The 14,719-nt window shown below is 59.1% G+C and carries 12 protein-coding genes; 9 read left to right on the top strand and 3 right to left on the bottom strand.

Going from position 1 to position 14,719, the window contains the following annotated elements:
• The first annotated feature begins 30 nt into the window (after positions 1-30).
• The 9 genes from pip (at position 31) to infB (ending at position 12,024) form a co-directional block, all read left to right on the top strand.
• Positions 31-1,026, top strand: coding sequence for a prolyl aminopeptidase (gene pip, locus SKA53_RS11320; protein ID WP_007206283.1), 996 nt, complete (start codon positions 31-33; stop codon positions 1,024-1,026).
• Between the two features lie 58 nt (positions 1,027-1,084).
• Positions 1,085-2,077 (top strand): ABC transporter permease, encoded by a 993-nt coding sequence (locus SKA53_RS11315; RefSeq protein WP_007206282.1) that lies wholly within the window; start codon positions 1,085-1,087, stop codon positions 2,075-2,077.
• The gene (locus SKA53_RS11310) at positions 2,074-3,270 is read left to right on the top strand and encodes an ABC transporter permease (protein ID WP_007206281.1); all 1,197 of its coding nucleotides are present in this window, start codon (positions 2,074-2,076) and stop codon (positions 3,268-3,270) included. Before SKA53_RS11315 ends, SKA53_RS11310 begins: the two co-directional genes overlap by 4 nt.
• A 1-nt stretch (position 3,271) precedes the next feature.
• Positions 3,272-4,933: an ABC transporter ATP-binding protein gene (locus SKA53_RS11305; protein ID WP_007206280.1), complete on the top strand. Its 1,662-nt coding sequence runs from the start codon at positions 3,272-3,274 to the stop codon at positions 4,931-4,933.
• 49 nt (positions 4,934-4,982) lie between these two features.
• Positions 4,983-6,524 carry an ABC transporter substrate-binding protein gene (locus SKA53_RS11300; RefSeq protein ID WP_040482957.1) on the top strand — a complete coding sequence of 514 codons (1,542 nt, stop codon included), beginning with the start codon at positions 4,983-4,985 and terminating at the stop codon, positions 6,522-6,524.
• 180 nt (positions 6,525-6,704) lie between these two features.
• Positions 6,705-7,280, top strand: a complete 576-nt coding sequence (gene rimP, locus SKA53_RS11295) for a ribosome maturation factor RimP (RefSeq protein WP_007206278.1) — start codon at positions 6,705-6,707, stop codon at positions 7,278-7,280.
• Positions 7,280-8,881, top strand: coding sequence for a transcription termination factor NusA (nusA, locus tag SKA53_RS11290; protein WP_007206277.1), 1,602 nt, complete (start codon positions 7,280-7,282; stop codon positions 8,879-8,881). Before rimP ends, nusA begins: the two co-directional genes overlap by 1 nt.
• Positions 8,882-8,902: 21 nt before the next feature.
• Complete coding sequence (locus tag SKA53_RS11285) at positions 8,903-9,535, top strand: RNA-binding protein (RefSeq protein WP_007206276.1); 633 nt, start codon at positions 8,903-8,905, stop codon at positions 9,533-9,535.
• A complete protein-coding gene (gene infB, locus SKA53_RS11280) occupies positions 9,532-12,024 on the top strand; it encodes a translation initiation factor IF-2 (protein ID WP_040482956.1) in 2,493 nt (830 codons plus the stop codon). Before SKA53_RS11285 ends, infB begins: the two co-directional genes overlap by 4 nt.
• A gap of 76 nt (positions 12,025-12,100) precedes the next feature.
• Here the strand turns inward: infB and mutT are convergent, their stop codons facing one another.
• From mutT to SKA53_RS11265, 3 genes are read right to left on the bottom strand one after another with little or no spacing between them, the layout of a single operon-like run.
• Positions 12,101-12,499 carry an 8-oxo-dGTP diphosphatase MutT gene (mutT, locus tag SKA53_RS11275; protein WP_007206274.1) on the bottom strand — a complete coding sequence of 133 codons (399 nt, stop codon included), beginning with the start codon at positions 12,497-12,499 and terminating at the stop codon, positions 12,101-12,103.
• The gene (argJ, locus tag SKA53_RS11270; RefSeq protein WP_007206273.1) at positions 12,496-13,710 is read right to left on the bottom strand and encodes a bifunctional glutamate N-acetyltransferase/amino-acid acetyltransferase ArgJ; all 1,215 of its coding nucleotides are present in this window, start codon (positions 13,708-13,710) and stop codon (positions 12,496-12,498) included. Before argJ ends, mutT begins: the two co-directional genes overlap by 4 nt.
• Positions 13,711-13,716: 6 nt before the next feature.
• A complete protein-coding gene (locus SKA53_RS11265) occupies positions 13,717-14,559 on the bottom strand; it encodes a peptidylprolyl isomerase (RefSeq protein WP_040482955.1) in 843 nt (280 codons plus the stop codon).
• Positions 14,560-14,719 lie beyond the last annotated feature (160 nt).

The following is a 14,719-nucleotide window of genomic DNA, read 5'->3' as shown; positions in this document are numbered from 1 at the left end:
TCTTGTTTCATTCCGCGATATAGGATGCCTATGGACAAAGTCGTAGGACAAAAGCGCCAAGGTGCCCACCTTTATCCCCCCGTTGATCCCTTTGATCAGCGGGTGCTTGATGTTGGCGATGGTCATCGGCTTTATGTCGAACAATGCGGCAACCCTGACGGGATTCCCGTTGTTGTCCTGCATGGCGGCCCCGGTGGCGGATGCAGCCCCGCGATGCGGCGCTATTTCGATCCAGCGATTTTCCGTATCGTGCTGTTCGACCAGCGTGGCTGTGGCAAGTCGCGCCCCCATGCCAGCGTCGTGGCGAATACGACATGGCATCTGGTGGCGGATATCGAACAGATCCGGCAGACTTTGGGCATCGACCGCTGGATCGTCTTTGGCGGGTCATGGGGGGCCACGCTGGCGCTGATCTATGCGCAGGCGCACCCCCAGCGTGTTGCCGCACTGACCCTGCGGGGCGTCTTTCTGATGACCCAGCCGGAACTGGATTGGTTCTATGGCGGTGGCGCGGGGAAATTCTGGCCTGATCTCTGGGCGCGTTTTGCGGGCATGATCCCTGCGGACGAACAAGGCGATTTGATCGCTGCATACCACCGGCGGCTGTTTTCCGGCGATCTGCCGCTCGAAACCCGCTATGCCCGTGCTTGGGCGTCATGGGAAAATGCGTTGGCCGCGATGGACAGCGACGGGTTGACCGGCGAAAGCCCCGCCGATTACGCCCGCGCCTTTGCGCGGTTGGAAAATCATTATTTCCACAATGCGGGTTTTTTGTCGGCCGATCAGCAAATCCTGCATCCCGCCCAAATGGCTAAGATCGCAAGTATTCCCGGCATCATCGTGCAGGGGCGGTATGACATGATCTGTCCGCCCGTTTCGGCCTATCAATTGGCGCAGGGCTGGCAAAATGCGCGGCTGGTCATGATCGGACGTGCGGGGCATGCGCTTTCCGAACCGGGCATCGGTGCGGAGCTTGTGCGCAGCATGGATGCGCTTGGCACACAGCGGGTCAACCTAGGCCTTTGATCTTTACAGATTGTGTGCAGCCGTTAAAGTCTCTCCTAGTAAATGGGGAACGACTGGTTTGGGCAATGTCCTGACGATTATTCTGCAACGGCTCGCACTTGGCTTTTTGACGCTACTGGTCGTATCGGTTGTGATCTTTGTCGCGGTCAATCTGCTACCCGGCGATTTTGCGCAATCCATTCTGGGTCAGGGTGCGACACCGGAATCGGTTGCTGCGATCCGCCGTGATCTGGGTCTGGATCAGCCGATGGTCGCGCGGTATTTCAGCTGGCTTGGTGGGGCGTTGCAGGGTGATTTCGGTTCCAGCTTTGCGCAGGCGAGCTTTGCCAATTTTACCGGGTCCGATTCCGGTGCTGGCAGCGTCGCGCAACAGATCGCGCCACGTTTCGCCAATACCATGTTTCTTGCCGCCGTCAGCGCTGCGATTGCCGTACCTTTCGCGCTGGTGCTGGGGGTGCTGGCCGCATTATATCGCAATTCGATTTTTGACCGCGCGACGAACATCTTCACCCTGTCGTCGATTTCCAGCCCCGAGTTTTTTCTGGCCTATGTGCTGATCCTGTTTCTGGCCGTGCTGAACCCGATCCTGCCATCGGTGTCCAATATCTTTGCGGATATGGCGTTCAGCGACAGGCTGGAAAAGACGTTGCTGCCTGCGCTCACTCTGACGCTGGTTGTCACGGCGCATATGATGCGGATGACGCGCGCGGCGATCATCAACCTGTTGTCCTCGCCCTATATTGAAATGGCGCGGCTCAAGGGTATGTCGCCACTGCGCGTGATCGTGCATCATGCGCTACCCAATGCGCTGGCGCCGATCATCAACGTCGTGGCGATCAACCTTGCCTATCTGATCACAGGTGTGGTGGTGGTGGAGGTGGTGTTCGTCTATCCCGGCATCGGGCAATTATTTGTGGATAGCGTGAAATTCCGCGACATTCCCGTCGTGCAGGCCTGCTGCCTGATATTTGCAGCTGCCTATATCCTGCTGAACCTGACGGCGGATATTATGTCGATCCTGTCCAATCCACGGCTGAGGCATCCGAAATGATCTGGTTCGCCGCTGCATTGGTGAGTTTTGCAGCCCTCGCGTGGGGCTTTCGGCTCGCGGGGCAGGCCGCGACCGGGCGCGCGCCCTATTTTCGCGATATGACCTTTGGTGTGGCCTATGGCTATATCTTTGCGGTCGCCGCACTGGCTTGGCTGGTTTGGGCCTATATGCAGGGCCGCAGTCCTGATCCGGCGGTTGCCAACAAGTTCTTTTTCCTGCGCATCGCGGTCGAAGGGTTTGTCGTCTTTGCCATTGGCGCATGGCTGTTCCGGCTGTTGGGGCGCAATGTCGGGACCAAAGGAACCAAGCGGCTGTTCCGGTCCATGCCGCTGACCGCGTCCTTCGGGATCATGATGATCCTGATCTATGTTTTTGTGGCTGTTTTCGCATCCTTCCTTGCCCCTTACGGTCAGGCCGAAATCATTCGTGGCGTGGCTGCCAATATCATGCCGGGGGGCGATATCGCGCTGGGCGGCAACCCCGATTTCCCGCTTGGTACCGACCAGATCGGCCGCGATATCCTGAGCCGGTTGATCTATGGCGCGCAGAACACGGTGGGTATTGCTTTTGCCACAACCGTTATCGCCTTTATGTTGGGGGGCAGTATGGGGTTTCTGGCGGCGACGCTGGGTGGCTGGCTGGACCAACTGTTGTCGCGGATCGTCGATGTGCTGATGGCAATCCCGTCGCTGATCTTTGCGCTGCTTTTGATGACCATCGCCAGCGTCTGGGCGCCGCGGCTGGGTATCCCGCAGACCTATTTCATGATCCTGATCATCGCGGTGATCGACAGCACCCGCGTCTACCGGTTGTCCCGCGCTGTGGGGCAAAGCATTGTCGTGATGGATTACATCGAGGCGGCCAAGCTGCGTGGCGAAGGCATGGGCTATCTGATGTTCAAGGAAATCCTGCCCAATGCGACAGCTCCTTTGCTGGCGGAATTCGGGCTGCGGTTCTGTTTTGTGTTCCTGACCATCGCGTCACTGTCGTTTCTTGGCGTGGGTATCCAACCGCCCTTGGCCGATTGGGGGACAATGGTGCGCGATCTGGGCGGTTTCGTGAATTTTGCACAATTCGCGCCGATGGTGGCAACGCCGCCCCTGCTGGCCGCGGGCGCGATTGCCTTGCTGGCCGTTGCGGTCAATTTCGTGGTGGATTGGATGCTGCACCGGTCTTCGGGGTTGAAGGACTGACATGACGCAAGCCCCCGACACAACGCCACTGGTCAAGATCCGCGATATCCGCATCGACGGCCGCAGCGATGAAACATGGCTGCCCATCATCAAGGGTGTGAACCTGACCCTGCAACGCGGGCAGGTGCTGGGGCTGATCGGCGAATCCGGTGCGGGCAAATCCACGCTGGGGCTGGCCGCGATGGGCTATACCCGTGACGGCGTGCGGATCAGCGGTGGCAGTGTGGAATTCGACGGGATCGACCTGCTGACAGCCTCGGCTGCGGTCAAGCGTGACCTGCTGGGCAAGCGGATCGCCTATGTCGCGCAATCGGCAGCGGCCAGTTTCAACCCCGCCCACCGCCTGATCGACCAGCATGTCGAAGCGCCGGTGCAGCACGGCATCGCCGGACGCAAGGACAGCGCCGAGGATGGGATCGCGCTGTATCGCAAGCTGCGCCTGCCCAACCCCGAAGAAATCGGGTTCCGCTATCCGCACCAGGTATCGGGCGGCCAGTTGCAGCGCGCGATGACAGCGATGGCCATGTCCTGCCGTCCCGACCTGATCATCTTTGACGAACCGACGACCGCCCTTGATGTCACCACCCAGATCGAGGTGCTGTCGGCCATTCGTGACATCGTCGCGCAATACAACACCGCCGCGATCTATATCACCCATGATCTGGCGGTCGTGGCGCAGATGGCAGACCGGATCAAGGTGCTGCTGCGCGGTGAAGAGGTCGAGACCGCCGATACCCGCACCATGCTGACTGCACCGGTACAGGATTACACCAAATCGCTGTGGGCTGTGCGCAGCTTTGAACGCCCAGCCAAACCCGCCGTGCAAAAAGGCACCGTGCCCTTGGTCACTGTGCAGAATGTCGATGCTGCTTACGGCAAGGAAAAGGTCTTGCATGATGTCAGTTTCGACATCCACGCAGGCCGCACCGTGGCTGTGGTTGGCGAAAGCGGATCGGGCAAATCCACCACGGCGCGTTGTATCACTGGGTTGCTGCCACCCATAGCCGGGCAAATCCTGTTTGATGGTGCGCCCCTGCCCCCCGATTACCGCAAGCGTAGCAAGGACCAGCTGCGCCAGATCCAGATGATCTATCAGATGGCCGATACCGCGCTGAACCCGCGGATGAGCGTGGGCCAGATCATCGCGCGGCCGGTGCAATTCTACCTCGGCCTGACTGGCAAGGCGAAACGCCAGCGCGTCGATGCCTTGCTGAACCAGATCGAACTGGACCCTGCGGAATATTATAATCGCCTGCCGTCCGAATTGTCGGGCGGGCAGAAACAGCGCATCGGGATCGCGCGTGCGCTGGCCGCCGAACCGCGTTTCATCATCTGTGACGAGGTGACATCAGCGCTGGATCAACTTGTCGCTGAAGGAATATTGCGTCTTTTGGCCAGGTTACAGGATGAATTGTCCCTGTCTTACATGTTCATCACGCATGATCTGGCGACGGTGCGGGCCATCGCGGACGAAGTCGTCGTGATGAAAGACGGGCATGTCGTGGAACAAGGCCCCAAGGCCGAGATGTTCCGCCCGCCGCACCACGCCTACACCGATCTATTGCTGTCGTCGGTGCCAGAAATGGACCCTGACTGGCTGAGTAATCTGCTGGCAGAACGGGGAGTTGATAATATCGGCGATGCAGCCGTTAATAAACTTTGATCGAATCATGGTCCAAAGGGCCGACATTGTGCAACAGGGAGAAAAAAACATGAGTGGAATTAGCAGACGTGGATTGCTGAAAACGGGTGTCGCCGCTGGCGTACTTGGGCTTTCGGGCATGCCGCTTCGTGCGCAAAGCCGGGGCGGCAAGTTCACTGCTGGCATCGGTGGCGCGAACACGTCGGACAGCTGGGATGGACGGACACATTCGGACTTGTTCATGATCGCGGCAGCCCTTGGCGGCGTCTACGACGCATTGACCGAAGTCGCGGCTGACGGATCGCTGCAGGGCGAGCTGGCGACAAGCTGGGAAGCCAGCCCTGACGCCAAGGTCTGGACCTTCAACCTGCGCCAGGGCGTGACCTTCCATAATGGCAAGGCGTTCGGCGCTGACGATGTGATCGAATCGCTGCAACTGCATGTGGCCGAAGGGTCCAAATCTGCAGCCCAGCCGCTGGTCGCCGCGATCACCGAGATGCGCAAGATCACTGACCACCAGGTTCAGTTCACGCTGGAAGCAGGCAATGCTGACTTCCCCTATTTGCTGTCGGATTATCACCTGCTGATGTACCCCGCAGGCCAGATCGAAGAATCCATCGCAAAAGGCATCGGCACAGGCCTGTACGAAGTCGTGGCCTTTGACCCCGGTGTCCGCTTTGTCGGGCGTCGCGTCGCTGATCATTACAAGGGTGACAGCGCCGGTTTCTTTGACGAGGTCGAATTGATCGCGATCAACGACAACACCGCGCGGATGAATGCGCTGTTGACCGGCCAGATCGACGCGGTGAACCGGATCGATTTCCGGCTGGAACCGTTGCTGCGCGCGAACCCGAATGTCAGCATTCAAGAAGTCACTGGCAACCAGCATTACACGTTCCCGATGCTGACCCAGTCTGCACCGTTCAACGATGTGAACGTGCGCCGCGCCCTGAAATACGGTGTTGACCGTCAGGAAATGGTCGACAAGATCCTGCTTGGTCACGGTAAGGTTGGCAATGACAGCCCGATCGGCCCTGCAAACCAGTATTACCATGCCGAAATGGAACAGCTGGCCTATGATCCCGACCGTGCAAAGTTCCACCTGAAACAGGCCGGACTGGACAGCCTGAACATCGACCTGTCGGCATCCAATGCCGCGTTTGAAGGCGCTGTTGATGCAGCCCAGCTGTATCAATCGTCCGCTGCATCTGCGGGCATCAACATCAACGTGATCCAGGAACCTGCAGACGGCTATTGGTCGAACGTCTGGTTGGTGAAACCGTTCTCGGCATCTTATTGGTCGGGCCGGTCAACCGAAGACTGGATGTTCTCGTCCGCGTATGAGGCTGGCGTGCCATGGAATGACAGCCAGTGGGACAATGGGCGGTTCCAGGAATTGCTATATTCCGCGCGCGCCGAACTCGACTCCGACAAGCGGCGCGAGCAATATTACGAAATGCAGCAGATCCTGCGTGACGATGGCGGCGTGATCATCCCGATGTTCGCCAATTTCGTTCAGGCGATCAGCAGCCGTGTTGTGACGCCAGATGTGGTGGGCAACACCGCGCAGATGGATAACAACCGCATGCTGGAACGCTGGTCGCTGGCGTAAAACGCCTGCACTATGTGGAACGCCCCGCCCGTATCGGCGGGGCGTTTGCATTGCGCTTGCAGTCCTGCGCGACAGGGCCTATACAACTTTCAATAGCGGCGTCTTGGCTTCCACCCCCAAGGTTCCACCGGGAAACATCAACGGGCCGCGCGCCCGTTTTTTTATGCTTGGGACTAACCCATGAATGACTTGATCGCCAAAGCGGCCGTTGACCGCCGGATTGCAGAGATTATCACCCCCGTCATCGAGGACATGGGGTTTGAGGTCGTGCGCGTCCGGCTGATGACCGGCAAGGAAAGCACCCTGCAAATCATGGTGCAGCGCCCCGATGGCACCATCGAGGTGGACCAATGCGCACAGATTTCCACCGCCATCAGCGCCGTGCTGGATGTCGAGGACCCGATTGTTGACGTTTACACGCTCGAAGTGTCCAGCCCCGGCATCGACCGCCCGCTGACCCGGTTGAAAGATTTCGACCAGTGGAAAGGCTTTGAGGCCAAGATCGAGACCGAAGAACTGATCGACGGGCGTCGCCGGTTCAAGGGTGAACTGGCAGGCATCGACGGTGACGAAGTCCTGATTGATATCGACGAAGGCACCATTGGCCTGAAATTCGCATGGCTGTCTGATGCCAAGCTTGTGCTGACTGATGACCTGATCCGCGACGTGCTGCGTGGCCGCAAGGATGCGGGCCAGATCGACGAAACCCAATTTGACGAAATTGAAACCATCATTGATGGCGAGGAGAATACCTGATGGCCTATACGTCCGCAAACCAGCTCGAGCTTCTGCAAACCGCAGAGGCCGTGGCCCGCGAAAAGAACATCGAACCCGGTCTGGTGGTCGAGGCGATGGAAGAATCGCTCGCCCGTGCGGCCAAGTCGCGTTACGGCGCGGAAATGGACATTCGCGTGAATATCGATCGCAAGACAGGTCGCGCGACATTCACCCGTGTGCGCACCGTGGTTGCTGATGACGCCGTTGAAAACTATCAGGCCGAGTTCACCGTCGCGCAGGCAAAGGATTACATGACCGACCCCCAGATCGGTCAGGAATATAGCGAAGAAGTCCCCCCCGTTGAACTGGGCCGGATCGCCGCGCAATCGGCCAAGCAGGTGATCCTGCAAAAGGTCCGCGAAGCCGAGCGTGACAAGCAATACGAAGAATTCAAGGACCGCGCCGGCACGATCATCAACGCGCTGGTCAAGCGCGAAGAATACGGCAACGTTATCGTTGACGTGGGTTCGGGCGAGGCCGTGCTGCGCCGCAATGAAAAGATCGGCCGCGAGGCGTACCGCCCCAACGACCGGATCCGCTGCTACATCAAAGAAGTCCGCCGTGAACAGCGCGGGCCGCAGATTTTCCTGTCGCGCACAGCGCCTGAATTCATGGCCGAATTGTTCAAGATGGAAGTGCCGGAAATCTATGAAGGCGTGATCGAGATCAAGGCTGTCGCCCGTGACCCCGGGTCGCGCGCAAAAATCGCGGTGATCAGCTATGACAGCTCGATCGACCCGGTTGGTGCTTGTGTGGGTATGCGTGGCAGCCGTGTGCAGGCGGTCGTGAACGAATTGCAGGGCGAAAAGATCGACATCATTCCGTGGAATGAGGACATGCCGACCTTCCTTGTGAACGCGCTGCAGCCTGCCGAGGTGACCAAGGTCGTTCTGGACGAAGAAGCCGGCAAGATCGAAGTCGTCGTGCCTGATGAACAGCTGTCCTTGGCGATTGGTCGTCGTGGTCAGAACGTGCGTCTGGCCAGCATGCTGACAGGTCTCGATATCGACATCCTGACCGAAGAAGAAGAATCCAAGCGCCGTCAGGCCGAATTCGAAACCCGCACCAAGCTGTTCATGGATACGCTGGATCTGGACGAATTCTTTGCCCAGCTGCTGGTTGCCGAAGGCTTTACCAACCTCGAAGAGGTCGCCTATGTCGAACAGGACGAACTGCTGGTGATCGAAGGTGTCGATGAAGGCACTGCAGGCGAATTGCAGGCCCGCGCCCGCGACTACCTAGAGGCGCAGGCGAAAAAGGCGATGGATGCCGCGATTGCAACCGGCGTCGAACAAAGCCTGATTGATTTCGAAGGTTTGACACCGCAAATGCTCGAGGCTTTGGGCAAGGACGGTGTCAAGACGCTGGAAGATTTCGCCACTTGCGCGGATTGGGAACTGGCCGGTGGCTGGACCACTGTCAACGGTGAACGGGTCAAGGATGATGGCGTGCTGGAACCCTTTGATGTGTCGCTGGAAGAAGCGCAGACCATGGTCATGACCGCACGCGTCATGCTGGGCTGGGTCGATCCCGATGAATTGAACAAAGACACCGATGAAACCGAGGAAGAGGAGGCCTGATCGGGCCTTCGGAGTAACACTATGACGCGTGGCGGGCATAAAGATGAAAACGACGATGTCGAACGCAAATGCATCGTCACCGGAGAGGTCCAGCCAAAGGCTGGGCTGATCCGGTTCGTCATCGGGCCTGACAATCAGGTCGTGCCGGATATTCTGGGCAAACTGCCCGGACGTGGCATCTATGTCACTGCCGACCGCGCCATTCTTGAGCAGGCCCGCAAGGGCCAGTTTTCGCGGTCTGCAAAACAGGCGGTGACAGTGCCTGACGGTTTGCTGGACGAGGTGGAACGTCAGATCGCGCGCCGCACTGTTGACCTGATCGCCTTGACGCGTAAGGCGGGCCGTGCTGTCTGCGGCTTTGAAAAGGTCAAGGGCTGGCTGGCCGGGGGCGAACGTGTCCGCGTGCTGGTGCAAGCCTCTGACGGATCAGAGCGCGGAAAGACCAAACTCTGGACGCCAGAAGGCGCCAGATACTTTGGTTGCCTGACGTCAGCTGAATTGGGTTTGGCTTTCGGACGTCAAAGTGTGATACATGGCGCGCTTGCGACTGGTGGACTCAGCGATCGTGTTGTAGAGGAAGCCACAAAGCTACGCGGTTTACGCGAAGGGAACGGTGGCGATGGGGCCTCCGGGAAGGATAAAGAAGCTAGATGAGCGATAACGACGGAAAAAAGCCACTCGGCCTTGGTGGGTCACGTCCAAGCAACGTGAAGCAAAGTTTCAGCCATGGGCGGACCAAGAACGTCGTGGTGGAAACCAAACGCAAACGCGTTGTGGTGCCCAAACCCGGTGCGGCCAAGCCCGCTGGATCGACTGGCGTGCAGATGGGCGGCGACCCGTCCAAGCGGCCTGCTGGCATTTCGGATGTCGAACTTGAACGCCGGATGAAAGCGCTGGCGATGGCCCGTGCGCGTGAAAGCGACGAAGCCGCCAAGCGCGAAGCCGAAGAAAAAGAACGTGCCGCCGAGCGCGAGGCGCGCCGCGCCGAAATGGAAGCCAAAGAGGCCGAGGACCGCGAACGCGAAGAACGCGCCAAGGCCAAGGCTGACGAAGAAAAGCGCAAGGCAGAACGCGCCGCCGCCAAGGTCAAGGCAGACACGGCCCCTGCGGGTGCCGATGCCAGCGCCCTGCCTGGTGAAAACGCCGTTGATCGCCCGTCTGCTGCTGGTCCCCGCAAGGTTGACCGCGAACGTGACGCCCGTGAAAAGGCCGCCAAAGCCAAGCCCGGCCGCGAAGACGATGGTCGCCGCGCTGGCAAGCTGACGCTGAACGATGCGCTGACTGGCCGCGAAGGTGGCCGCCAGCGGTCGATGGCCGCGATGAAACGCAAACAGGACCGTGCCCGCGCCAAGGCGATGGGTGGGTCTGCCGAACGCGAAAAAGTGTTCCGGGATGTGGCCTTGCCGCCCGCGATCACTGTGTCGGAACTGGCCAACCGGATGGCGGAACGTGTCGCCGATGTGGTCAAGGCTCTGATGAACAACGGGATCATGGCGACGCAGAACCAGTCGATTGACGCCGATACCGCCGAACTGATCATCGAGGAATTCGGCCACACCGTCGTGCGCGTGTCGGATGCCGACGTTGAAGACGTGATCAAACAGGTGCTTGATGATCCGAAAGATCTGATTTCGCGTCCACCGATTGTCACGATCATGGGCCACGTCGACCACGGCAAGACATCGCTTCTTGATGCGATCCGCCATGCCAAGGTCGTCGCCGGAGAGGCGGGCGGGATCACCCAGCATATCGGTGCCTATCAGGTGAAAACCGATGGTGGCTCGCTGTTGACCTTCCTTGATACGCCTGGTCACGCCGCCTTTACCTCGATGCGGTCGCGCGGGGCGCAGGTCACGGATATCGTCGTGCTGGTGGTTGCCGCCGATGATGCCGTGATGCCGCAGACGATCGAGGCGATCAACCACGCGAAAGCGGCCAAAGTGCCGATGATCGTGGCGATCAACAAGATCGATAAACCATCTGCCAACCCCGACAAGGTCCGCACAGACCTGTTGATGCATGAAGTTGTCGTCGAAAAGATGTCTGGCGATGTGCAGGATGTCGAAGTGTCGGCATTGACAGGCAAGGGTTTGGATAACCTGCTCGAAGCTATCGCGCTGCAGGCAGAGATCCTTGAACTGAAAGCTAACCCTGATCGCCCCGCCGTCGGTGCCGTGATCGAGGCGCAGCTTGACGTAGGCCGTGGCCCTGTGGCGACCGTTCTGATCCAGAATGGTACCTTGCGGCAGGGCGATATCTTTGTTGTCGGTGAACAATACGGCAAGGTCCGTGCGCTGATCAACGACAAGGGCGAACGCGTGGCCGAAGCTGGCCCTGCTGTTCCTGTCGAGGTGCTTGGTCTTAACGGGACGCCAGAGGCTGGTGATGTGCTGAACGTTGTCGCGACAGAGGCGCAGGCGCGTGAAATCGCGGAATACCGTGAAAAAGCGTCCAAGGAAAAACGTGCCGTTGCTGGTGCTGCGACAACGCTGGAACAGCTGATGGCGAACGCCAAGGCCAACCAGAACGTCAGCGAATTGCCCATCGTGGTCAAAGCCGACGTGCAGGGTTCTGCCGAAGCAATCGTGCAGGCGATGGAAAAGATCGGCAATGACGAAGTCCGCGTGCGCGTGCTGCATTCGGGTGTCGGTGCTATCACCGAATCCGACATTGGTCTGGCCGAGGCTTCGGGCGCACCTGTTTTCGGCTTTAATGTGCGTGCCAATGCAACGGCGCGGGCATCGGCCAACCAGAAGGGCGTGGAGATCCGGTATTATTCGGTGATCTATGACCTTGTGGATGACGTGAAAAAGGCCGCATCCGGCCTGTTGTCTGCCGAAATCCGCGAAAAGTTCATTGGTTATGCGACGATCAAGGACGTGTTCAAGGTGTCCAATGTGGGCAAGGTTGCGGGTTGTCTGGTCACGGAAGGTGTGGCGCGCCGCTCTGCCGGTGTGCGACTGCTGCGCGACAATGTCGTAATCCACGAAGGCACGCTGAAGACCCTCAAACGCTTCAAGGACGAAGTGGCAGAGGTCCAGTCCGGTCAAGAATGTGGCATGGCTTTTGAAGCCTATGACGATGTCCGCCCCGGCGACGTGATCGAGATTTTCGAACGTGAATCGGTCGAACGGAACCTGTAATCAGGTCCTGTTCAATGACAAAGGGCGGCCCATTGGGCCGCCCTTTTGCGTAGGGTGGATCATGATCCACCCTACCCTACAACCAATCACGCAGGATCGGGATCAGCGGTATATCTGCCGCTGGCATCGGATAATCGCGCAGATCATTTGGCCGCACCCATTTTAGCGCCTGCCCCTCGCGCGATTGTGGCGTGCCTTCCCATTTGCGGCACGCAAACAGCGGCATCAGCAGATGAAAATCGGGATAGGCATGGCTGGCAAAGGTCAGCGGCGCAAGGCAGGACGCCCATGTGCCGATCCCCAATTCCTCGTGCAATTCGCGGATCAGAGCCGCCTCGGGGGTTTCGCCCTGTTCGACCTTGCCGCCCGGAAATTCCCACAGGCCCGCCATCGATTTGCCTTCGGGGCGCTGCGCCAGCAGCACCCGCCCATCCGCGTCAATCAGCGCAACGGCCGAGACCAGAACCAGCTTCACGACCGGTAATCGGCGTTGATGTCGATATAGCCATGCGTCAGATCGCAAGTCCAGACCGTGCTTTGCCCTGACCCAAGCCCAAGATCGACGCCGATCACCAGTTCGGCGTTTTTCATATAGGCACTGGCGGCATCTTCGGAATAATCGGGTGCGCGCCATCCGTTTTCAGCTACGGTGATATCTCCAAACCGGATCGACAGCTTGTCCCTGTCTGCCTGCGCGCCGGATTTACCGACGGCCATGACGATCCGACCCCAGTTGGCATCTTCGCCCGCGATTGCGGTTTTGACCAAGGGGCTGTTGGCAATCGCCATTGCTACCTTGCGTGCATCGGTATCATCGACGGCACCCGTCACGGTGACGGTGACGAACTTGGTCGCCCCTTCGCCGTCGCGCACGACCTGATGCGCCAGGTCCAGCATCACGCCATGAAGGGCCGCCGCAAATTCGGTATTGCCGGTGACATCCACACCGGACGCCCCCGTCGCCACCGCGATCAGGCTGTCGGATGTCGATGTGTCGCTGTCTACGGTGATGCAGTTGAACGTCTGGTCATTGTGCAGCGAGACCAGCGCCTGCAACGCATCTTGCCCGATCAGCGCATCAGTGAAGATATAGACCAGCATCGTCGCCATGTCCGGCGCGATCATGCCCGACCCCTTGGCGATGCCTGCGATCTGCACGGTCTTGTCACCGACTGTGACGCTGGCACTGGCCCCTTTGGGGAACGTGTCGGTGGTCATGATCGCGCGGGCGGCGTCCTTGATCGCGGCTTCTGTCTGGCCGTTGTGCAGCTCTGCCAATTTGGCGATGATGCGGTCATGCGGGAGCGGTTCACCGATAACCCCAGTCGAGGCGGTAAAGACCCGTCCGACCGGCACATCGGTCAGGTCAGCCACGGCCTGCGTCAGGGCGACGACGCTGGCCACACCATTCTTGCCGGTAAAGGCGTTGGAATTGCCTGAATTGACCAGGATCCCGGCTGCACCGGCGGGATCGCCGCCCAGCTTTGCCTGACAATCCAGCACGGGCGCGGACCGCGTGGCAGACCGTGTGAACACCCCGGCGACCGATGATCCGGGGGTTGCGATGGCAAGCATCACATCGGTGCGGTTCTGATATTTGACCCCCGCCGCAGCGCTGGCAAAAGTCACGCCCGCGATCACGGGCAAGTCGGGAAATTGCGCAGGCGCAAGTGGTGACGTTTTCATGTCAGATCAATCCAGCAATTCGACTTGATTGATCACGCTCGGGTCGAATGCGCCTTCTTCGGGGCGTTCGACTGTCGTAGCGGCGGAAAGCTCATCCAGATATGCGATGACGGCAGCCTCTTGCAATTCGGCGCTCAACTGCTGGACGACCTGTTCAAAAGTCGGGGCTGGACGGGCGCGCTGATCTGTCAGCGTAACGATATGCCAGCCGAATTGGGTTTCAAACGGGTCGGAAATTTCGTCAATTTCCAGCGCCATGACGGCTGTTTCAAATTCTTCGACCATTGCGCCCGCGCCGAACCAGCCCAGGTCACCACCATTGGCGCTGGTGACGTCGGTCGAGACTGCGGCTGCAACATCTGCAAAGGCTTCGCCTGCGTCAAGCTGCGCCTTGGCGGCGTTCGCCTCGTCCTCGGTTGCGACCAGCAGGTGTGCTGCGCGGAATTCAGGAGTTTCGGGCGCATCGGCAAAGCGGTCCTGATAGGCCTCTTGCAAAAGTTCTTGGTTGATTGATGTTTGGGTGATGTCGTCGATCACCTGTGCAGCCATCAGGGAACGTTGTTCGTTCTGGATCGTATAGATCACACTGGGTGGCGTGGTTTCCAGCGCATCCGCCAAAAGCTGTTGCTGCACCAGCTGATCCACCAGTCCGGTGAACAGAACCTCGTCAGGGAATTGCGCATATTGGGCGGGCAGCATGGACCGGGCGATGATCAGTTCACCCACGGTAATTTCTGTATCGCCCACTTTGGCGACCACTGTGTCAGCCGTCACGTCCTGCGCGACAGCACCTGTGGTGATCGACAGCGAAACGGCCATAGCCCCCAAAAATGTTACATGTTTCATCATTAAACGATCCCTTGATAGGCCGCGCAGCCGCCCGGCGTTGACACTCCATATCCGGCCCCTTACATCCCATGAGTGCCTTTAGGAGGCCGGAAGTAGACCAGATTTGGCCCCTTTGTATGTGGCTGGTGACCTGCCTACAAGCAACCTCCTCTCAAATAGA

It is taken from the genome of Yoonia vestfoldensis SKA53, assembly GCF_000152785.1.
Lineage (GTDB): Bacteria > Pseudomonadota > Alphaproteobacteria > Rhodobacterales > Rhodobacteraceae > Yoonia > Yoonia vestfoldensis_A.
The sequence above is the reverse complement of the archived record's forward strand: the minus strand, read 5'-3'. Positions and strand labels throughout refer to the sequence as shown.

Coding starts and splice junctions, on each gene's coding strand:
- pip (WP_007206283.1), top strand. CDS start 31: ATGGACAAAGTCGTAGGACAAAAGCGCCAAGGTGCCCACCTTTATCCC.
- SKA53_RS11310 (WP_007206281.1), top strand. CDS start 2,074: ATGATCTGGTTCGCCGCTGCATTGGTGAGTTTTGCAGCCCTCGCGTGG.
- SKA53_RS11305 (WP_007206280.1), top strand. CDS start 3,272: ATGACGCAAGCCCCCGACACAACGCCACTGGTCAAGATCCGCGATATC.
- SKA53_RS11300 (WP_040482957.1), top strand. CDS start 4,983: ATGAGTGGAATTAGCAGACGTGGATTGCTGAAAACGGGTGTCGCCGCT.
- rimP (WP_007206278.1), top strand. CDS start 6,705: ATGAATGACTTGATCGCCAAAGCGGCCGTTGACCGCCGGATTGCAGAG.
- nusA (WP_007206277.1), top strand. CDS start 7,280: ATGGCCTATACGTCCGCAAACCAGCTCGAGCTTCTGCAAACCGCAGAG.
- SKA53_RS11285 (WP_007206276.1), top strand. CDS start 8,903: ATGACGCGTGGCGGGCATAAAGATGAAAACGACGATGTCGAACGCAAA.
- infB (WP_040482956.1), top strand. CDS start 9,532: ATGAGCGATAACGACGGAAAAAAGCCACTCGGCCTTGGTGGGTCACGT.
- argJ (WP_007206273.1), bottom strand. CDS start 13,710: ATGAAAACGTCACCACTTGCGCCTGCGCAATTTCCCGACTTGCCCGTG.
- SKA53_RS11265 (WP_040482955.1), bottom strand. CDS start 14,559: ATGATGAAACATGTAACATTTTTGGGGGCTATGGCCGTTTCGCTGTCG.